The organism is Geodermatophilus pulveris, assembly GCF_900188375.1.
GTDB classification, from domain to species: Bacteria; Actinomycetota; Actinomycetes; order Mycobacteriales; family Geodermatophilaceae; genus Geodermatophilus; species Geodermatophilus pulveris.
The window spans coordinates 98,327-116,571 of sequence record NZ_FZOO01000012.1 but is presented as its reverse complement, the minus strand read 5'-3'; the positions used below and the strand labels follow the sequence as shown (position 1 = coordinate 116,571).

Sequence of the window (18,245 nt, the reverse complement as noted above, 5' to 3'; positions counted from 1 at the left end):
CCGTGGGTAGAGCCGCTCCACCGAACCAGGAGGGGGCGACGTGGCCGGGGTGTACGAGGACAGCACGACGATCGCAGCGAGCCCGCAGGAGGTGTTCGCCTACGTCAGCGACGTCGGCCACCTCCCCGACTACCTGCCGCCGATCCAGGAGGCCGCCGAGCGGCCGCTGGCCGAGGGCACCGAGACCGACCCGGACGTGCAGGACGCGGTCGGCGTGCACCTGGTCGGCGAGGTGAAGGGGCAGCGGTTCGAGAACGACGGCTGGTTCCTCGCCGACGCGGACGCCCGCACGCTGCGCTGGGGGGCGCAGACCGAGCGCACCTACGGCGGCCGGCTCGACGTCGGCGAGGACGGCGACGGCGCCCGGCTGCACGTGCGCCTGGAGTTCGGCCCGAACAGCCCGGACGAGGAGATGCAGCAGCAGTCCGGTGACCGCGACGTCGTGCACGAGGCCCTCGCGGCCACGCTGCAGTCGGTCAAGCAGCAGCTCGAGGGCACCGGCGGGAAGGTCCTGCCCCCGGAGCCCCCGGGCGACGTGCCCCCGCCGTCGGACGCCTGACCGCCCGGTCAGCCGCCGTCGGCGTCCTCGGCCGGGTCGGACTCCTCCGGCTCGAAGCTGTCCGCCTCGCCGAGGCCCATGCCGACCCCGCTGTCGGCGGGGACCGGAGGGCCGCCGTCGGTGTCCTGGTCCGGCGCGGACGGACGGGTCTCGTCCACCGGCTGCCGGCCCTGCTCGCTCTCGGTCATCCCGGACCCCCTCCCGAGGGGTCCTGCGGACCCCGGCGGTCAGTACACACGATCGCAGGACGGCGCGCTGCCGTCCTGCGCGGGACACTGGCGGGGTGCCCGAGTTGCCCGAGGTGGAGGCGCTGACGGCGTTCCTGCGGGAGTCCGCCGTCGGCTCCGTGGTCACCCGGGTCGACCTGGCCGCCGTCCAGGCGATCAAGACCTTCGACCCGCCGCTGTCCGCGCTCGGCGGGCTGGAGCTCACCGGCGTGGCCCGGCACGGCAAGTTCCTCGACCTGGACGTCTCCGGCCTGCACCTCGTCGCCCACCTGGCGCGGGCCGGCTGGCTGCACTGGCGCACCGGCCTCCCGCCCGCCCCGCCCAAGCCGGGCAGGGGCCCGCTCGCGCTGCGGGTGCACCTGGAGGGCGGCGACGGCTTCGACCTCACCGAGCAGGGCACCCGCAAGGGACTGGCGGTGTACGTCGTGCGCTCGCCGGCCGAGGTGCCCGGCATCGCCCGGCTCGGCCCCGACGCCCTCGCCGTCGACCGCGACGCCTTCGTGGCGCTCATGGCCGGGCGCAGCGGCCAGCTCAAGGGCGCGCTCACCGACCAGACGCTGCTGGCCGGCATCGGCAACGCCTACTCCGACGAGATCTTGCACACCGCGCGGCTGTCGCCGTTCAAGATGGCCGACAAGCTCACCGACGAGGAGGCGCTGCGCCTGTACGACGCGGTGCGGGAGGTGCTCACCGCGGCGCTGGCCCGCCAGGTGGGGCAGCGGGCGGCGACCATGAAGGGCGAGAAGCGCTCGGGGCTGCGGGTGCACGCCCGCACCGGGCTGCCCTGCCCCGTGTGCGGGGACACCGTGCGCGAGGTCAGCTTCGCCGACACCTCGCTGCAGTACTGCCCGACCTGCCAGACCGGCGGCAAGCCGCTGGCCGACCGGCGGATGTCCAAGCTGCTCCGCTGAGAGACTGCCACCGTGCTCGTCACCCTGGACCTGTTCAGCGCGCTGATCGACTCGCGCACCGGCGGCTCGGCCGCGCTGGCCCGGATCACCGGCACCCCCGGTGAGCCGCTGTACGACGCGTGGGACGCGGCCAACAAGGCCTCCCAGCGCGACGAGCCGGCGTGGGTGCCCTTCGCCGAGCACTGCCGCCGGGCGCTGGCCGCCGCGTACGCCGAGCTGGGCGTCGCCCGCGACGCGGACGCCGACGTCGTCGACCTGCTGGACTCCGTCGCCGACTGGCCGCTGTGGCCGGACGTCGCCGCGGGCCTGCCGGTGCTGGCCGCCCACGGCGCGGTCGGCGTGCTGTCCAACGTCGACGACGCCGTCTTCGCCCGCACCCGGGTGGCCCCGCTGGTCGACGACGCCAACGTGCTCACCTCCGAGCGGCTGCACGCCTACAAGCCTGCGCCGGAGCTCTACCTGCGGGCGCGGGAGCGGGCCGGCGGCCGGCTGCTGCACGTCGCCACCTCCGCCCGCGACGTGCGGGGCGCCCTGGCCGCCGGGATCGACGTCGTCCGGCTGCGCCGCCCCGGCCACCGGCTGGACCCCCAGGGCGGCACGCCCCAGGTGGAGGCCGCCGACCTGTCCGAGGTCGCCGCCCTGCTCCGCTGACCGCGGTGGGCCGGGCTACTCCACCCCGCGGCGGGCGGTCAGCCAGGACGCCGCCCGGGCGACCACCGAGCTGCCCGCGCCGCCGTCGCCGTCGGGGGCCGGTGCCCCGGCGGGCGAGCCGACCTCCGACCACCAGTCGACCAGCGGCGGCGGGCTGCCCACGTCGACCCGCTGGCCCGGCTGCGGCACCGCCACCGGCACCGCGGAGCGCTCCGCCGCGGCCACCAGCCTCTGCACCGGCTCCGCCCACCGGTGGAAGGCCAGGTTGAACGTCGCCCAGTGCACCGGCACCAGCAGGCCGCCGCCGAGGTCGCCGTGTGCCCGGACCGCCTCCTCCGGCGTCATGTGGATCAGCGCCCAGGCCTCGTTGTAGGCGCCGATCGGCAGCAGCGTGAGGTCGAACGGGCCCAGGCGCGCGCCGATCTGCGCGAAGGCGGGGGTGTAGCCGGTGTCCCCGCCGAAGAACACCCGGTGCCGCGGGCCGGCGACCACCCAGGACGCCCACAGGGTGGTGTCTCGGGTGAGGAACCGGCCGGAGAAGTGCCGCGCCTCGGTGCAGGTGAGCGTCAGGCCGGTGACGTGCACCGCGCCGTCCCAGTCCAGCTCGACGACCCGCTCCTCCGGCACGCCCCACCCGCGCAGGTGCGCCCCCAGCCCCAGCGGGACGACGAACGGCGCCCGCTGGGTGCGCAGCAGCGCGCGCACCGTGGGCAGGTCCAGGTGGTCGTAGTGGTCGTGGGACACCAGCACCGCGTCGACCTGCGGCAGCTCCTCCACCGGCAGGGGCACCGGGTGCAGCCGGGTGGGCCCGATGACGGGGGACGGCGAGACCCGCTCGCCCCACACCGGGTCCACCAGCACCCGGCGGCCGTCGACCTCCAGCAGCGCGCTGGAGTGCCCGAACCAGGTCACCGCCAGCTCGGCGGCCTCCGCCGGCAGCTCGGGCCGGCGCAGCGGCACCGGGCGCGCCGGCAGGCCGGTGTCCCGCTCCTCGTGCACCTGGCGCAGCAGGCCGCGCTGGGCGCTGGCCGGGGGCCGCGCCGGGGTGCTGATCCGGTTGTGGAAGCGACCCTGGGAGAAGTGCGGCGACCCGGCGGCGTACGGCCGGACCTGCCGCTGGCTGGCGCCCAGGGCCGTGGGCAGCCCCCAGGCGGCCCGGGCCAGCCACGTGGCGGGCCCGGCGAGGGTGGCGACGGCGAGCGCGGTGCGGCGGGCGGCGGAGGACGGCACGCCCGCCAGCATCCCAGCCGCGCGCCGGGCGGCGGCGTCCTCCTGGAGGGTGGCGCCGGCCACCGGGAGGGCGGTTGCCCGGCCGCTGGCGGCGGCCGACGATGGCGCCCGTGACCGACGACACGGCACCCGCCGGGCGTGGCGACACGGCACCCGCCCGACGCGGCGACGACGGCGGCGACCCGGCGTGCTGGCTCCGCCGGGTGTGCCCCGCGTGCGGCCGGCTCGCCGACGCCGACCCGCCGGTGCGGTGCACCGCCTGCGGCGGGCTGCTGCCCGCGGACTGAGGACCTCCGCCCGGCGACCCTCAGGCGGCGCCGCGGTGCCGCACCGGCGCGGACAGCACGAACTCGCACAGCGCCCGGCGCAGCTCCGCGCCCGGCCGGTCGGCGGGCACCGGCGGTCCGTCGCGCCCGGCCAGCGCCAGCCCCGTGCCGGCCAGGTGCGCGACCGCCGCCAGGTCCTCGTCGAGCACCCGCTGCGCGGCGGCCACCTCCCGGGCTACGTCGGCCGGCGCGGGAAGCGGGCGACCGGACCCGGCGGAGAGCAGCAGCCGGGGGTGCACCCGCGTGGAGTCCGCGTCCTCCGGCTGCAGCAGGAGCAGCAGGGTCCGCACCGCGCCGGCGTCCCGGGACTCCTCGCGCAGCAGCAGCTGGAACGGCGCCCGGTGCACCGACGTCAGCCGCCGGCCGGCCGCGCGGTCCCCGCGCACGCTGCGCGAGCCGCCGGGCTCGGGGGAGACCGCCGCGGGCGGCACCGCCCCGGACCGGGCGTGCGCGGCGTCGAGGAGGGCGTCGGCCACCACCCCGGCCGCCGCCGCCGAGCGCCGGGACCGCAGCCGGCCGGTGACGAACCGGCGGTCGCCGTCCTCGGCCACCTCCAGCGGGACGTCCCGCGGTTCGCCGGGCGCCAGCCACACCACTCCGAGCCGCTCGCGGACGCCGTGCGCGGGCGGGTCGGCCGCCAGGCGGTCGGTGCGGTGCAGCGTCCAGGTCCGCCCGAGCAGGCGGACCTGCAGCCAGCCGCCGGGCCGCAGCTCGCCGGACGGCGCCACCGGGTGCCACGCCGTCTCCAGCGCCGGGTCCAGGTTGCCGAGGACCGGGCCGGTCGAGGTCCCCGCGGTCGCGACGTCGTCTCGGTGCACCGGCCCAGTGCAACCGACCGACGTTCCCGGGCGGTTACGGACGGCGCACGACTGCGTGAGCGATTCCGGTGGCGCACAACGAATCGGCATCCGGCAGTCGAGTTCCGGACGCCGGGAATCTAGAGTGACCGCGATCACCCCGACCAGGTGACGAGCACCAGCAGGGAGACCGCACCGTGACACCACCCGAAGAACGCAGGCTGCTCACCCCGGAGGAGTACGCGCAGGCGCAGGCCTCGCCGGAGTTCGTGGAGCTCAAGCGGCGCTTCCGTCGCTTCGCCTTCCCCATGACCGTGGCCTTCCTGGCCTGGTACCTGCTCTACGTCCTGATGTCGACCTACGCGCCGGACTTCATGGCGACCCCGGTCTTCGGCAACGTCAACCTCGGCATCCTGCTGGGGCTCGGGCAGTTCGTCTCCACGTTCGTGATCACCCACGTCTACGTGGCGCACGCCAACAAGCGCACCGACCCGATCTCCGACGAGATGCGCGAGCGGCTCGAGCACCACGAGTACGCCCCGGGCACCCGTGGCAGCAGCGGTCCGTCAGTGACCGGGGGTGCCTCGCGTGCCTGAGCTGCTCGCCGCCGACAGCGCCACGATCGGCAGCCCGGCGATCAACATCTCGATCTTCGGCATCTTCGTGCTGATCACACTGGTCATCACGTTCCGGGCCAGCCGCAACAACACCAGCGCGGCGGACTACTACGCCGCCGGCCGCAACATCAGCGGTACCCAGAACGGCCTGGCCATCGCCGGCGACTACCTGTCGGCGGCGTCCTTCCTGGGCATCGCCGGCGCCATCGCCGTCTACGGCTACGACGGGTTCCTCTACTCCATCGGCTTCCTCGTCGCCTGGCTGGTGGCGCTGCTGCTCGTCGCCGAGCTGATGCGCAACACCGCGCGGTACACCATGGCCGACGTGCTGGCCTTCCGGATGCGCCAGGGCCCGGTGCGCACCGCCGCGGCCATCTCCACGCTGGCGGTGTCGCTGTTCTACCTGCTGGCCCAGATGGCCGGCGCCGGCGGCCTGGTCACCCTGCTGCTCGGCGTCACCGGCGAGGCGGCCCAGGCGGTGGTCGTCGTCCTCGTCGGCGCGCTGATGATCGTCTACGTGCTGGTCGGTGGCATGCGCGGTACCACGTACGTGCAGATCATCAAGGCCACGCTGCTCATCGCCGGTGCGCTGGTGATGACGCTGTGGGTCCTGGCGTTGTACGGCTTCAACCTGTCGGCGCTGTTCGGCGACTCGGTGGCCAACGCGGTGGAGGGCCGCGACGTCCTCGCGCCGGGTGCGCAGTACGGCGCGACCAACATCTCCCAGCTCGACTTCATCTCCCTCGCGCTGGCCCTGGTGCTCGGGACGGCGGGCCTGCCGCACGTGCTGATGCGCTTCTACACCGTGCCGACGGCCAAGGACGCCCGTCGCTCGGTGGTGTGGGCGATCTGGCTGATCGGCATCTTCTACCTGTTCAGCCTGGTGATCGGTTACGGCGCCGGTGCGCTGGTCGGCCCGGAGACGATCCTCAGCGCGCCCGGGGCGGTCAACGCCGCGGCGCCCCTGCTGGCCTTCGAGCTCGGCGGCACGGTCCTGCTGGGCATCATCGCCGGCGTGGCCTTCGCGACGATCCTCGCCGTGGTCGCCGGCCTGACGATCACCGCGTCGGCGTCCTTCGCCCACGACGTCTACGCGTCGGTGATCAAGAAGGGCAACGTGTCGCCGAACGGCGAGGTGAAGGTCGCCCGCATCACCGCGATCGTCATCGGGGCCATCTCGATCGGCCTGGGCATCCTGGCGCTGCAGGCCGGGCTGAACATCGCCTTCCTGGTGGCGCTGGCCTTCGCGGTGGCCGCCTCGGCGAACCTGCCGACCATCCTCTACACGCTGTTCTGGAGCCGGTTCACCACCCGGGGCGCGCTGTGGTCGATGTACGGCGGGCTGATCGCGTGCATCACGCTGATCCTCTTCTCGCCGGTGGTGTCCGGTGCACCGGTGAACCCGGTGACCGGCGTCAGCCCGTCCCTGGTGCAGGACGTCGACTTCTCCTGGTTCCCGCTGAACAACCCGGGCCTGGTGTCCATCCCGCTGTCGTTCTTCCTCGGCTGGCTGGGCACGGTGCTGTCCAAGGAGCGGCCGGACGAGCCCAAGTGGGCCGAGCTGGAGGTCCGGGCGTTCACCGGCATCGGGGCGGAGAAGGCCGTCCAGCACTAGGAGGACCTCCTGGCCCCCCACGCCTCGCTCCGCTCGGCGCGGGCCCCTGCCAGGAGGCCACTCCACCCGGTTGCGTCGGCGCGCGTCCCCTGTGCAGGGGGCGCGCGCCTCGCGCGTCGTGGGGCTCAGGCGGCGGCGGCCCGGGCGGGGTCGGGCGCCAGGACGGCGTCGGCGGTGGCGGCCGCGACGACGGCGTGCGCGCGGCGGTGGCGGACGGCCCAGCGGGTGACCAGGCCGGTGAGGACGAGCAGGCCGGCCAGCAGGTGCTGGCCGGGCGCGGTCACCGCGACGGCGAGGGCCGCGGCGTAGACCGTCGTCAGCAGGACGGCGGGGACGGACAGGTGCACGGTGCTCTCCTCCACGGGAGGCGTCCCGCCGGCCGGCGGCCGGGTCACGCGGACCCGGCCACCGGCGCGGCGACGGCGCAGGGGACGGGTCAGCTCACTTGAGCAGGTCCTTGGCCTTCTGCAGCAGCGACTGCCCCGGCAGCTGCGGCGTGGAGAACAGCCGCGGGTCACCCGGCGGCAGGATCGGCGCGTCGGCCGTGGCCTCGATCGGGCGGGCGCGGAACTCGCCGCGGCCGTCGGGCGCCGGGCCGGACGCCCAGCGGCCGGCGGAGGCCTCAGGGCCGTCGGAGGCGTCGATGAAGGTGTAGCCGAGGTCGGCGATCTCCTCCTCCAGCGGGAAGGCCTCGGGCACCGGGATGCCCTCGATGCCGTCGGACTTGAGCTCCTCGGTCGCGGCCAGCCACTGCATCTGGTGCATGTGGTCGCGGGTGATCAGGAACCGCAGCATGTCCTTGACGCCGGGGTCGTCGGTCATGTTGTAGAGGCGGGACACCTGCAGGCGGCCCTGCATCTCGGCGGTGGCGTTGTACATGAAGTCGGCCATGAGGTTGCCGCTGGCGGTCACGTACGCGCCGGTCCAGGGGTTGCCCATGCTGTCCATGTAGGACGCGCCCTGACCGTTGGCGATCAGGTGCTGCGGGTTGTGCTGGCCGTAGCCGGCGGCCGCCTCCTTGGTGCGGTCGGCGGCGTCGGGCTTGAGGGGCGCGTGGTCGAGCAGCCGGTCGATCATCGTGATGATCATCTCGACGTGGGCCAGCTCCTCGGTGCCGATGGCCAGGAGCATGTCCTTGTACTTGCCGGGCAGCCGGCAGTTCCAGCCCTGCAGCAGGTACTGCGTGGCGACCGTCATCTCGCCCCACTGGCCGCCGAGGATCTCCTGCATCTTCCGGGCGAAGTCCGGGTCGGGACCGTCGGGCTTGGCCTCGTACTGCAGGGCGTGGGTGTGCGTGAACATGCGTCTCTCCCTGGCGTCGTCGCTCCACCGCCGGTGCGGTGACACCGGGGATCTGCCCGCCCCCGCTGGCCCGCCCGTGCCGACCGGTGGCCCCCCGGTGCCACCTTGTCCGCGCTCACCGGTCGGGCAGCTGCACGGTCAGCGTGAGGGCCGTGCCGTCCTCGGCCCACACGATCCGGCCGTCCAACTCGGCGGTCTGCCGCCGCACCGACCACAGCCCCAGCCCGGTGAGGTCCGGCGGCGGGGCGTCGGTGGACAGGTGGCCGAGCAGCCGCTCGGGGCGCGAGACGGCCTGGGTGAGCGCCAGGTCGACCCAACCGGGACGGCACCGCACGGCCAGCAGCACCACGGCGCCGTCCCCGTGCCGGTGGGCGTTCTCCAGCAGGTTGGTGAGGATGCGCTGGACCCGGGCGTCGGCGACGGCGACATCCCCGGCGTGCGGGCAGAACTGCACGGTCAGCTGCGCGGCGGGCAGCCCGGCGGCCGCCACCGAGGCGCGGACGACGTCGCCCAGCCGTCGCGGCCCGCGGCCCAGCGGGGCGGCGCCGCCCGTGGCCGCGGCCGTCCGCAGCATCGACGACAGGTGGGCGGTCTGCGCCCGGGCCAGCTCCAGCACCTCCGCCGGGTCCGGTCGCGGGCCGGCGGACGGGCCGGCGGCCCCCAGGGCGGCCAGCAGGGCCTCCAGCGAGGCCAGCGGGGAGCGCATGTCGTGGCACAGGGCCCGCACCAGCGCCTGGTCGGGTGCGGGGACGTCGGGGGTGGCGGCGCGGGCGCGGGTGGCACGGCGCAGCAGGCGGCGCAGGGCGCCATCGGTGGCGGAGGAGGTCGAGGGGTTGGCGGCGAGGGTCATGGGCACCTCCGGAGTGCGTCCGGTCAGCAGCGCCGGCGCTGTCGACCGTCGGGGGAGAGATGGAGTCGACCGACGCCGGTGCTGGGCGCCGTCCCGACGTCGACGTCGTGCTCGTCGACGACCACCCGTTGTTCAGCCGGGGCCTGGCCCTGCTGCTGCCGGGGGTGAGCGAGGGGCGGGTGCGCGTGGTGGCGACCACCGACGACGCGTCGGCGGCCGCCGCGATGGTGCGCCGGCACCACGCCGACGTCGCGATCGTCGACCTGCACATGCCGCCGCCGGGCGGCACGCGGGCGATCGCGGCGATCCGCCGGGCGGACCCGACGGTGCGGGTCGTGGCGCTGTCCGGTCAGGCCGAGGAGGACGCCGTCCTGGAGGCGCTGCGGGCCGGGGCGGCCGGCTTCCTGCCCAAGAGCGCCGACCCCGAGGCCCTGGTCCGGCCGCTGCTCGCGGTGCTCGACGGCTGGTCGGTGCTGCCCGAGGCGCTGCTGCGCCGGCTGCTCGAGGACTCCGCGCCCACCGGCGAGCAGGGCCTCGCCGAGCGGCTCACCGCCGACGAGCGCCGGCTGTGGCGGCTGGTGGCCGAGGGCACCAGCACCGTGGAGATCGCCACGACGCTGCACGTGTCCGAGCGGACCGCGAAGCGGCTGGTGGCCGCCCTGCTGCGCACCCTGGGGGTGGCCACCCGGATGGAGGCCGCCGCGCTCGCCGGCCGGGTCCACCTCCGCGGGGACGGCAGGCCGGGGTGAGTACCGCACCGATGCGGTCTCGCACCTCATCGCCGCTCCAGCTACCCGGCAGGGTGATCGACACGCGCCGTCCCCGGCGGCCGGCGGGTGAACGGCTCAGCGCGGGGCCAGCGTCCCCGCCCACGAGCCGGACGACGCCGCCGCGGTGAAGCCGGCGACGTCCGCCGCGGCCATGTCGACCGCCGCGTAGCCCCCGCTGCCGGCGCCCACGCAGGCGAGCACCGTGGCCAGCCCGGCGCGCCGCTGCAGGGGGCTCTGGCGCACCTGCCAGCCGACGACGGCGCGGCGCTGCAGCACCGCCTGCTCGCGCACCAGCCAGCCGCTGCGGACGCTGAACGACCGCGGCCCCGCGCAGTGTCCCAGCGCCCGGTAGCGGCCGATCCCCATCGGCACGCCGAGCACCGTGAGGACGAGGCCGGCGACCGGCAGCGGCCACCAGCCGAGCGCGGCGGCCGCCCACAGCCCGCCCGCGGTGACCAGCAGGCCGGCGGTCAGGGCGCGGGCCAGCCGGCGGCGCAGCGCCGCCCGCGGGTGGCCGGTCAGCGGCCCGGGGTCCTCGACCAGCCGGCCGAGCAGCAGCAGCGCCTCGCTGCGCGGGCCCAGCGGCAGCAGCTGCCCCCGCCGGTTGGCCTGCCCGAGGCCGGTGACCAGCGCGTTCACCCGTGCCGCGCGCACCCAGCGCATGCCGAGGCCCTCGCTCAGCGTGCCCCCCCGGATGCGGTCGACCTCCAGCTCGGTGTGCCGGCGGGTGAGCAGCCCGCGGACGGCGACCAGCGAGCCGCCGCGGCGCACCAGCCGGTACCGCCAGTTGACGACGGCCGCGCCGACGACCGCGGTCAGCGCCATCGCCGGCAGCGCGGCGAGCAGGGCGACCGCGAGCAGCTGCGGGGAGGGCTCCGGACCGGCGAGGTCCGGGACCACGGCGTCGGGCAGCTCCTGGAGCAGGCGGACCAGGGTGCCGACCGCGGCCACCGGGACGACCAGGTAGCTGCCGACCAGCGGCGCGTAGAGCAGCCAGCGGGCCGACAGGCGGGTGATCTCCTCCTCGGCCGGCTGCCCCGCGCCGTCCGGGCCGGGCCCGGCGGCCGCGGCCGGGCGGCGGCTCAGCAGCCGGGCGCGCAGCCGGTCGCCCTCGGCGCGCGGGACGCCGTCGACGACCAGTTCCTCCTCGTTGGTCCCGACCGAGCCCGCGGCGGCGTCGATGCGCACCCGCACCAGCCCGACCAGCCGGTGCAGCGGCGGGGCCTCCACCTCCACGCCCCGGATGCGGTCGTTGGGGACGGTGCGCACCGAGCGGGCCAGCAGCCCGCGGGTCACGACGACCGCCGTCTCCCGGTCGGCGTAGCTGAACCGCCACCAGCTCAGCGCGGCGGTCGCCAGCGACAGCAGCGTGACGGCCACCGCGAGGACGACGACCGTGGTCAGCCCGTCGTCCAGGCCGACCACCGCGGCGACCGGGATGAGGGCCGGCACCAGCTGGCGGGCCTGCCGGAAGGTGGCGGTGTGCACCAGCACCACGCGCGGCGAGGTCCGCCGCGGCCGCTCCCCGGGCACGAGCGCGTCGCCGGCACCCGCGTCCGGCCGGGTCCGTTCCTCGCCGGGGTGCCCGCTGCCCTGTGGGCTCACGTGGCTCACTGTTCGCCTCCGCGGGGCGCTCCGCTCCTCGCTCGTCCCCCGCTGCGATGCTCGCGCCCCTGTCGGCTCACGTGGCCTCGTCGCGGACCAGCTCGGCCCGTCGGGCGAGGTCGTCGGCGACCCGCTGCGCCACGTCGGCCTCCAGGTGCAGCACCCGGACCGTGCCCTGCGAGGACGCCGTCAGCACCGCCACCGTGGCCAGGCCGAACAGCTGCTGCAGCACGCCGCGGGTGACGTCGACGGTCTGGATGCGGGAGATCGGCACCAGCGTCCAGGTGCGGGTCAGCCAGCCGGTGAGGGTGTAGACCGCCTCGCCGGTGACCTCCCAGCGGTGCACCCGGTAGCGCACCCACGGCCGGATGCCGATCGTGACCACCGCGTCCACGGCGAGCAGCGAGGGCAGCAGCCAGCGCAGCACCGGTGCCGGCCCGACGTCGGGCAGGAAGGACAGGACGGCGACCACCACCACGACCCAGAAGAGGGTGCCGAGGACGCCCTCGACGACCCACAGGCCGATCGCCGAGCGGGACAGCGGCCAGGCGGGGTCGCGGACGGGCGTCCCGGCGTCGGGTTCGGCGGCGTCGGCGGTCATCGCCCCCATCCTGTCAGCCCGGCCGGCCCGGGCCGCGTGTCACGATGGGCCGCGTGATGCCGCAGCAGGTCCCGACCGTGCCCGCCAGCGAGCTGCCCGAGGACGCCGTCGTCCTCGACGTCCGCGAGGACGACGAGTGGGTCGCCGGCCACATCGACGGGGCGACCCACATCCCGATGGGCGAGGTCCCGGCACGGCTGGACGACGTCCCGGAGGGCGACCCGGTCTACGTCACCTGCCGCGGCGGCGGCCGCTCGGCGCGGGTCACCGCCTGGCTGAACGCCAACGGCTACGACGCGGTCAACGTGGGCGGCGGCATGGGCGAGTGGGAGGCCGCCGGCCGGCCGATGGTGAGCGAGACCGGCCAGCAGCCCTTCGTGCGCTGACCGCCGCGGGAGCGCCGGCGGCGTCTGCCGGGCACCGGGGCCGATGGCGTCGCGGACGGAGGAACGGTGGGCACGGCCACGGACGAGGCGGGCGGCGCCGTCGCCGCCGGGACCGCCACGGTGACGCAGGAGGGCCGCTGCTCGTGGGCCGACCGGCGCCCGGGCGCGTGCCGGGCGTCCTCCGCCGGTCGGTCCCCGTGGACGTGCCCGTGCCGGGCCCGGAGGACGATCTGCGCCCAACGTGTCCGCGCGACTCCTGCGTCATGACGCCCGGTGCGTCGGGCTGGGTCCCCACCGGCGGGCGGACCCACCCGCGGCGGTCAGCTCCGGACCGGGAACTCCGTGAAGCGGGCACGCAGGTCCTTCTTGGAGAACTTCCCGACGCTGGTCTTGGGCACCTCGTCGATGAACTCGACCGCGTCCGGCACCCACCACTTGGCCACCAGCGGCTTCACGTGCTCGAGGATCTCCTCCTCGGTCGCGGTCTCCCCGTCCCGCAGGACGACGCAGGCCAGCGGCCGCTCGTCCCACTTCGGGTGCGCGATGCCGACGACCGCGGCCTCCTTGACCTTCGGGTGACTCATGATCGCGTTCTCCAGGTCCACCGAGCTGATCCACTCGCCGCCGGACTTGATCAGGTCCTTGGTGCGGTCGGCGATGCGGATCGACCCGAAGGCGTCCATGGCCGCGACGTCGCCGGTGCGCATCCAGCCGTCCTCCGTGGTCAGCTCCACGCCGGCGTCGGGGTTGTAGTAGTCCTGCGCGCACCACGGCCCGCGGACCTGCAGCTCGCCGGTGGCCTTGTCGTCCCACGGCTGGGGTTCCAGCGTCTCGGCGTCGACGATCCGCGCCTCCACGCCCAGGAACGGGATGCCGGCACGGGCCCGCTGGGCGGCCCTGCCCTCGTCGTCCAGGTCGTCGAAGCGCGGCGGCAGGATGCCGGAGGAGGCCACCGGGTGGGTCTCGGTCATCCCCCAGGCCTGCAGGATCGGCAGGCCGACCTGCTCGCGGTAGGCCTCCGACAGCGCCTTCGGGACCGCCGAGCCGCCGCAGCCGATGTCGCGCAGCCGGTGCGGGCGGCCGGCCAGGTGGGGCAGCACCCCCTGCCAGATCGTGGGCACGCCGGCGGTGAAGGTGACCCCCTCGTCGACGATCAGGTCGGCCAGCGCCTGGGGCTGCATCATCGAGCCGGGCATGACCAGGGAGGCGCCGGCGGCCGGCGCGGCCTGCGCGATGCCCCAGGCGTTGGCGTGGAACATCGGGACGACGGGCATCGCGACGTCCCGGATGCCCAGGCTGAAGGCGTTGGGCGCCATCACGCCCATGGTGTGCAACCAGGTCGACCGGTGGGAGTAGACGACGCCCTTGGGGTTGCCCGTCGTGCCGCTCGTGTAGCACATGTAGGCGGCCGAGTACTCGTCGGTGACCCCGAAGTCGACCGGCTCGGCGTCGGCCAGGAGCGTCTCGTAGTCGAGGACGCGCGGGTCGTCGGGGATCTCGGCGTCGCCGCCGTCGTCCATGACCACCACGTGCCGGATGGTCTTCATCGTGTCGATGAGCGGCCACAGCAGCGGGAGCACCGTGCGGTCGACGAAGACGACCTCGTCCTCCGCGTGGTTGGCGATGTAGGTCAGCTGCTCGGGGAACAGCCGCACGTTGAGGGTGTGCAGCACCCGGCCGGTGCTCGGCGCGCCGAAGTACAGCTCCAGGTGCCGCTGGGTGTTCCAGCCGAACGTGCCCACACGTCCGTCGGCGCTGATGCCCAGGGTGTCGAGCACGCCGCCCAGCCGCCGGGTCCGGTCGGCCCACTCGGCGTAGGTGCTGCGGGTGACCCCGCCGGGCCCCGCGGTGACGATCGTCCCGTCGCCGTAGTGCTGCTCGACGTGCCGGAACATCGCGTCGATGGTCAGAGGGTGGTCCTGCATGAGCCCGCGCATGGCGCGATCGTGCCAGTGACCCCGCTCACGTTCCACCCGCAGAGGTCACGGCAGCTCGCCGCTCAGCCCAGCACGACCGGCAGCTCGGCCAGGCCGCGGATGACGAACCCCGGGCGGCGCACCGGCGGGCCGCCGGGCTCCAGCCGCGAGGTGCGTGCCAGCAGCGCGCCGAAGGCGGCCTGCAGCTCCACCCGGGCCAGCGGCGCCCCGACGCAGAAGTGCACCCCGGCACCGAAGGAGACGTGCGGGTCGTCGCGGCGGGCGACGTCGAGGGTGTCCGGGTCGGTGGAGGCCGCCGGGTCCCGGGCGGCCGCGCCCAGCAGGGCGGCCACCTTCTGGCCCCGGCGCACGGTCACCCCGCCGATCCCGACGTCCTCGGTGGCGGTGCGCTCGAACAGCTGCAGCGGCGGGTCGAAGCGCATCAGCTCCTCCACCGCGGTCGGCAGCAGGCCCGGGTACGCCCGCAGCCGGGCCAGCTGGCCGGGGTGCCGCTGCAGCGCCAGCAGGCCGTTGCCGGTGACGTTCACCGTCGCCTCGTGCCCGGCGTTGAGCAGCAGCACGCAGGTCGTGACCAGCTCGTCCTCGGTCAGCCGGTCGCCGTCGGCGTCCCGCACGCGCACCAGGGAGGACAGCAGGTCCTCGCGCGGTGCGCGGCGGCGCTCGGCGGCCAGCCCGCGCAGGTACGTGACGAACTCCTCCGCCGCCCGCTCGGCGGCGTCCTCGTCGGCCGCCGTCCGGCCGTACTCGTACATCCGCACGATCGCGTTCGACCACGGCCGCAGCCGCGGCCGGTCGGCGTCCGGGACGCCGAGCAGCTCGGCGATGACGGCGACCGGCAGCACCTCGGCCAGCCCGCCGACGACGTCGACCGGGTCGGTGCCGCCGGACCGCTCGACCAGGCCGTCGACCAGCCCGGCGGCCAGGTCCTGCACCCAGGGCCGCAGCCGCTCCACGTGCCCGCGGGCGAAGGCGGCACTGACCAGGCGGCGCAGCCGGGTGTGGTCCGGCGGCTCCATCTCCAGCAGGGCGTTGCGGTGCACCAGGTTGAAGGCGGCGAAGCGGCCGGCCGGCTCCCGGTCCCGCCAGATCCGGCCCAGCCGCCGGTCGCGCAGGACGGCGTCGCACTCGGCGTGGGTGAACGCCAGCCACATCCCCAGGCCCTCGTGCCACTGCACCGGCGCCTGCGCGCGGGCGCGCGCGAAGGCCGGGTAGGGGTCGGCCACGACGGCCGGGTCGGTGAGGTCCAGCGGCTCCACGACCGGAGCGTAGGGGCGCTCCCGGTGCTGCCGGGGCGCCCCGGCGGCGGTCAGCCGGCCGGGGGACCGGGCGAGGTCAGGGCGGGCAGGGCGTCGAACCGCTCGACGATGCGGACGGTGCGTCCGCCGACGTCCTCGTCGGCCCACTCCCGACATCCCGCCCCGTCCGCACCCCCGCCCCGGACGCGAGGGCTGTGTCCCGGCGCGGGGGAGCTGTCCACGGGTGCGCGGCGGCCGCACGGCCGCCACCTAGGCTCGGGCGCATGGCCCGCTCCGCCACCCGCAAGCGTCCCGCCGCCCCGTCCGCCGGGGACGGCGTCAACCCGAAGGCGCCGTGCCCGTGCGGCTCGGGTCGCCGCTACCGGCACTGCCACGGGTCCGGCTACGCCCCGCCGGTGACCCGGCCGTTCGAGGGGCTGCCCGGCGAGGAGCACTGGGTGGCCCTGCGGGAGCTGGTCCCCGCGGCCACCGCGCCCCTGCGGACGGCGGACGGGCGCGCGGTCACCCTGGCCAGCGTGCTGCCCGGCGGCGCGCCCGCCCTGGTCCGCGCCAACGGCGAGATCCTGCTCGGCGTCCAGCTGCAGGGCTCCTCCGACGACGTCAGCCGCGACCTCGGGACGGCGCTGGCCGCCGCGCTGGAGGCACCGGCCGGCGCGCCGGTCGACCCGGGCCCCCTGGGCGGCGCCGGCTCGGCCGGCCCGCGGCTGCAGGAGCTGCTCGACCTCACCGCGCCGCTGGACGTGACCGTGCACCCGGACTTCGGCTTCTGGCTGGAGGGTGTCGACGCCGGGGCCGCGGCGCGGGCCGGCCTGGAGCAGGCGAACGCGGCCATCCTGCCCACCGAGGCGCTGCCCGGGCTCGGCGCCGCCTACTGGGTGCGGCCCAGCGGCGAGCGGGCCCACCTGCGCTGGGTCCGGCCCGAGCCGGAGGAGCGGCTGCTCGACGCGCTGGCCCGGCTGCGCGCCTCCGGGGAGGTCCTGCTCGGCGAGGGCACCCGCTACGCCGGGGCCTTCCGTGCGCACGGCCTGCTCGTCCCGGTCTGGGACCTGCCCGCCGGTGCCCCTGCCGCCGACTGGACCGGGGCGGCGACGGCGTTCCAGGGCCGGCTGGAGCAGGCGCTGGGCGAGACGGCCCCGCTGACCGCCGACGAGCGCCGCGCCCGGGCCGGCCTGCTCTCCCGCCAGGTCACCCTGCGCTGACGGCCCCCTGACCGGGTGGTCCCCCGCACGCCCCATGGGGAGGCCGTCGCCGCCCCGTCGTCGACGCGGCGTCACGCGCCGGTGACGGCGGTGCGCCGCCCGCCGGGGACGTTACGAGACCGTGACGCCGAGATGGCGCCCAGGGCTTGACGGCGATGGGTTGTTAGCGCTCACACTCTTACCGCTCGCCACGGGCGGGCCTGCGCCGGGTCGAGCGCGCAGCAGTTCCCGAGGAGGAGATCACGTGAGCAAGAAGCTCGGCTTCGCCGCCCTCAGCGCCGGCATGGCGTTGACCCTGGCGGCCTGTGGCGGCGAGGGCGCCGGTGGCGGCGGCGGTGGTGCGGGCGCTGGTGGCAGTGCCGCGCCGGAGGACCTGACCATCGGCGTCTCGATGCCGACGCAGACCTCCGAGCGGTGGATCGCCGACGGCGCGAACGTGCAGGAGCAGCTGGAGGGCGCGGGCTACACCGTCGACCTGCAGTTCGCCAACGACGACATCCCCACCCAGCTGCAGCAGATCGACTCGATGATCACCCAGGGTGCCGACATCCTCGTCATCGCGGCGATCGACGGGACCGCGCTGGCCGGCCAGCTGGAGACCGCGGCCAGCCAGAACATCCCGGTGGTCTCCTACGACCGGCTGATCCGCGACAGCGAGAACGTCGACTTCTACGTCACCTTCGACAACTTCCAGGTCGGCGTCGCGCAGGGCAACGCCCTGCTGCGCGGGCTGGGTCTGCAGAACGAGGACGGCTCGGCGGGCACCGCCACCGGCCCGTTCAACATCGAGCTGTTCGCCGGCTCGCTGGACGACAACAACGCCTTCTTCTTCTTCAATGGCGCCATGTCGGTCCTGCAGCCGCTGATCGACGACGGCACGCTGGTCGTCAAGTCCGGCCAGACCAGCATCGAGCAGGCCGCCATCCTGCGCTGGCAGCAGGAGACCGCCCAGCGGCGCATGGAGGACCTGCTGACCTCCACGTACAACGACGGCTCCCGCGTCGACGGCGTCCTGTCGCCGTACGACGGCCTGTCCCGCGGCATCATCACCGCGCTGACCAACGCCGGCTACGGCCCGACGCTCGACGCCGGCAACCCGATGGCGGTCGTCACCGGTCAGGACGCCGAGATCGCCTCGGTCAAGTTGATCCAGGACGGTGTCCAGAGCTCCACGATCTTCAAGGACACCCGCCTGCTGGCCGAGCAGGCCGTCGAGGCCGCCGCGGCGTTCGCGGAGGGCGGCGAGCCGGAGGCCAACGACACCGAGACCTACGACAACGGCGTCAAGGTCGTCCCGTCCTACCTGCTGCCGGTCGAGACGGTGTTCGCCGACGACATCCAGTCGGTGCTCATCGACTCCGGCTACTGGACGGCCGACGAGGTCGCCAGCGGCCAGGCCGACTGAC

Annotated in this window: 20 protein-coding genes; 10 read left to right on the top strand and 10 right to left on the bottom strand. The window is 75.5% G+C overall.

The window, feature by feature from the left end:
- Positions 1 to 40 precede the first annotated feature (40 nt).
- Positions 41 to 559, top strand: coding sequence for an SRPBCC family protein (locus tag CHB98_RS19690; protein ID WP_089307294.1), 519 nt, complete (start codon positions 41 to 43; stop codon positions 557 to 559).
- Between the two features lie 8 nt (positions 560 to 567).
- On the opposite strand, the gene CHB98_RS19685 is transcribed toward CHB98_RS19690, so the two are convergent.
- Entirely contained in the window at positions 568 to 747 is a 180-nt protein-coding gene (locus CHB98_RS19685) for a hypothetical protein (protein ID WP_089307293.1), read from the bottom strand.
- Positions 748 to 842: 95 nt separating this feature from the next.
- Here CHB98_RS19685 and CHB98_RS19680 point away from each other — a divergent pair, with 95 nt between their 5' ends.
- On the top strand, positions 843 to 1,697 hold the full coding sequence (locus tag CHB98_RS19680; RefSeq protein WP_089307292.1) for an Fpg/Nei family DNA glycosylase: 855 nt from the start codon (positions 843 to 845) through the stop codon (positions 1,695 to 1,697).
- Between the two features lie 12 nt (positions 1,698 to 1,709).
- Positions 1,710 to 2,348: an HAD family hydrolase gene (locus CHB98_RS19675; protein WP_089307291.1), complete on the top strand. Its 639-nt coding sequence runs from the start codon at positions 1,710 to 1,712 to the stop codon at positions 2,346 to 2,348.
- 15 nt (positions 2,349 to 2,363) lie between these two features.
- Here the strand turns inward: CHB98_RS19675 and CHB98_RS19670 are convergent, their stop codons facing one another.
- Positions 2,364 to 3,578 carry an MBL fold metallo-hydrolase gene (locus CHB98_RS19670; RefSeq protein WP_245821448.1) on the bottom strand — a complete coding sequence of 405 codons (1,215 nt, stop codon included), beginning with the start codon at positions 3,576 to 3,578 and terminating at the stop codon, positions 2,364 to 2,366.
- 110 nt (positions 3,579 to 3,688) lie between these two features.
- On the opposite strand from CHB98_RS19670, the gene CHB98_RS19665 reads away from it, so the two are divergent.
- Positions 3,689 to 3,865, top strand: coding sequence for a hypothetical protein (locus CHB98_RS19665; protein ID WP_218822435.1), 177 nt, complete (start codon positions 3,689 to 3,691; stop codon positions 3,863 to 3,865).
- Positions 3,866 to 3,885: 20 nt separating this feature from the next.
- On the opposite strand, the gene CHB98_RS19660 is transcribed toward CHB98_RS19665, so the two are convergent.
- Positions 3,886 to 4,722, bottom strand: a complete 837-nt coding sequence (locus CHB98_RS19660) for a hypothetical protein (protein ID WP_179224707.1) — start codon at positions 4,720 to 4,722, stop codon at positions 3,886 to 3,888.
- Between the two features lie 176 nt (positions 4,723 to 4,898).
- Between CHB98_RS19660 and CHB98_RS19655 the strand changes: the two genes are divergently transcribed.
- Complete coding sequence (locus CHB98_RS19655) at positions 4,899 to 5,297, top strand: DUF485 domain-containing protein (RefSeq protein WP_089307289.1); 399 nt, start codon at positions 4,899 to 4,901, stop codon at positions 5,295 to 5,297.
- On the top strand, positions 5,290 to 6,933 hold the full coding sequence (locus CHB98_RS19650; protein WP_089307288.1) for a solute symporter family protein: 1,644 nt from the start codon (positions 5,290 to 5,292) through the stop codon (positions 6,931 to 6,933). Before CHB98_RS19655 ends, CHB98_RS19650 begins: the two co-directional genes overlap by 8 nt.
- A 125-nt stretch (positions 6,934 to 7,058) precedes the next feature.
- Here CHB98_RS19650 and CHB98_RS19645 read toward each other — a convergent pair whose 3' ends face one another.
- The 3 genes from CHB98_RS19645 to CHB98_RS19635 form a co-directional block, all read right to left on the bottom strand.
- Positions 7,059 to 7,280: a hypothetical protein gene (locus tag CHB98_RS19645; RefSeq protein WP_089307325.1), complete on the bottom strand. Its 222-nt coding sequence runs from the start codon at positions 7,278 to 7,280 to the stop codon at positions 7,059 to 7,061.
- A 94-nt stretch (positions 7,281 to 7,374) separates the two neighbouring features.
- A complete protein-coding gene (locus CHB98_RS19640) occupies positions 7,375 to 8,235 on the bottom strand; it encodes a manganese catalase (RefSeq protein ID WP_089307287.1) in 861 nt (286 codons plus the stop codon).
- A 115-nt stretch (positions 8,236 to 8,350) separates the two neighbouring features.
- Positions 8,351 to 9,085, bottom strand: coding sequence for a histidine kinase (locus CHB98_RS19635; RefSeq protein ID WP_089307286.1), 735 nt, complete (start codon positions 9,083 to 9,085; stop codon positions 8,351 to 8,353).
- A 59-nt stretch (positions 9,086 to 9,144) separates the two neighbouring features.
- Between CHB98_RS19635 and CHB98_RS19630 the strand changes: the two genes are divergently transcribed.
- Positions 9,145 to 9,834 (top strand): response regulator, encoded by a 690-nt coding sequence (locus tag CHB98_RS19630; protein ID WP_089307285.1) that lies wholly within the window; start codon positions 9,145 to 9,147, stop codon positions 9,832 to 9,834.
- Positions 9,835 to 9,930: 96 nt separating this feature from the next.
- Here the strand turns inward: CHB98_RS19630 and CHB98_RS19625 are convergent, their stop codons facing one another.
- Both CHB98_RS19625 and CHB98_RS19620 read right to left on the bottom strand, forming a co-directional pair.
- The gene (locus tag CHB98_RS19625; protein WP_245821446.1) at positions 9,931 to 11,460 is read right to left on the bottom strand and encodes a PH domain-containing protein; all 1,530 of its coding nucleotides are present in this window, start codon (positions 11,458 to 11,460) and stop codon (positions 9,931 to 9,933) included.
- Between the two features lie 76 nt (positions 11,461 to 11,536).
- The gene (locus tag CHB98_RS19620) at positions 11,537 to 12,061 is read right to left on the bottom strand and encodes a PH domain-containing protein (protein ID WP_179224705.1); all 525 of its coding nucleotides are present in this window, start codon (positions 12,059 to 12,061) and stop codon (positions 11,537 to 11,539) included.
- Between the two features lie 56 nt (positions 12,062 to 12,117).
- Here CHB98_RS19620 and CHB98_RS19615 point away from each other — a divergent pair, with 56 nt between their 5' ends.
- Positions 12,118 to 12,447: a rhodanese-like domain-containing protein gene (locus tag CHB98_RS19615; protein WP_245821460.1), complete on the top strand. Its 330-nt coding sequence runs from the start codon at positions 12,118 to 12,120 to the stop codon at positions 12,445 to 12,447.
- 320 nt (positions 12,448 to 12,767) lie between these two features.
- On the opposite strand, the gene CHB98_RS19610 is transcribed toward CHB98_RS19615, so the two are convergent.
- On the bottom strand, positions 12,768 to 14,384 hold the full coding sequence (locus CHB98_RS19610) for a long-chain fatty acid--CoA ligase (RefSeq protein WP_089307282.1): 1,617 nt from the start codon (positions 14,382 to 14,384) through the stop codon (positions 12,768 to 12,770).
- Positions 14,385 to 14,446: 62 nt separating this feature from the next.
- On the bottom strand, positions 14,447 to 15,640 hold the full coding sequence (locus CHB98_RS19605) for a cytochrome P450 (protein WP_245821444.1): 1,194 nt from the start codon (positions 15,638 to 15,640) through the stop codon (positions 14,447 to 14,449).
- Positions 15,641 to 15,903: 263 nt separating this feature from the next.
- Here CHB98_RS19605 and CHB98_RS19600 point away from each other — a divergent pair, with 263 nt between their 5' ends.
- Both CHB98_RS19600 and chvE read left to right on the top strand, forming a co-directional pair.
- Positions 15,904 to 16,839 (top strand): DUF5926 family protein, encoded by a 936-nt coding sequence (locus CHB98_RS19600; RefSeq protein ID WP_089307280.1) that lies wholly within the window; start codon positions 15,904 to 15,906, stop codon positions 16,837 to 16,839.
- 244 nt (positions 16,840 to 17,083) lie between these two features.
- Positions 17,084 to 18,244 (top strand): multiple monosaccharide ABC transporter substrate-binding protein, encoded by a 1,161-nt coding sequence (gene chvE, locus CHB98_RS19595; protein WP_218822434.1) that lies wholly within the window; start codon positions 17,084 to 17,086, stop codon positions 18,242 to 18,244.
- The last annotated feature ends 1 nt before the right edge of the window (position 18,245 follow it).

Bases quoted from the DNA above. Each gene is read 5' to 3' on its own strand.
- CHB98_RS19685 (WP_089307293.1), bottom strand. From the start codon at position 747: ATGACCGAGAGCGAGCAGGGCCGGCAGCCGGTGGACGAGACCCGTCCG.
- CHB98_RS19640 (WP_089307287.1), bottom strand. From the start codon at position 8,235: ATGTTCACGCACACCCACGCCCTGCAGTACGAGGCCAAGCCCGACGGT.
- CHB98_RS19635 (WP_089307286.1), bottom strand. From the start codon at position 9,085: ATGACCCTCGCCGCCAACCCCTCGACCTCCTCCGCCACCGATGGCGCC.
- CHB98_RS19630 (WP_089307285.1), top strand. From the start codon at position 9,145: ATGGAGTCGACCGACGCCGGTGCTGGGCGCCGTCCCGACGTCGACGTC.
- CHB98_RS19620 (WP_179224705.1), bottom strand. From the start codon at position 12,061: ATGACCGCCGACGCCGCCGAACCCGACGCCGGGACGCCCGTCCGCGAC.
- CHB98_RS19615 (WP_245821460.1), top strand. From the start codon at position 12,118: ATGCCGCAGCAGGTCCCGACCGTGCCCGCCAGCGAGCTGCCCGAGGAC.
- CHB98_RS19610 (WP_089307282.1), bottom strand. From the start codon at position 14,384: ATGCGCGGGCTCATGCAGGACCACCCTCTGACCATCGACGCGATGTTC.
- CHB98_RS19600 (WP_089307280.1), top strand. From the start codon at position 15,904: ATGGCCCGCTCCGCCACCCGCAAGCGTCCCGCCGCCCCGTCCGCCGGG.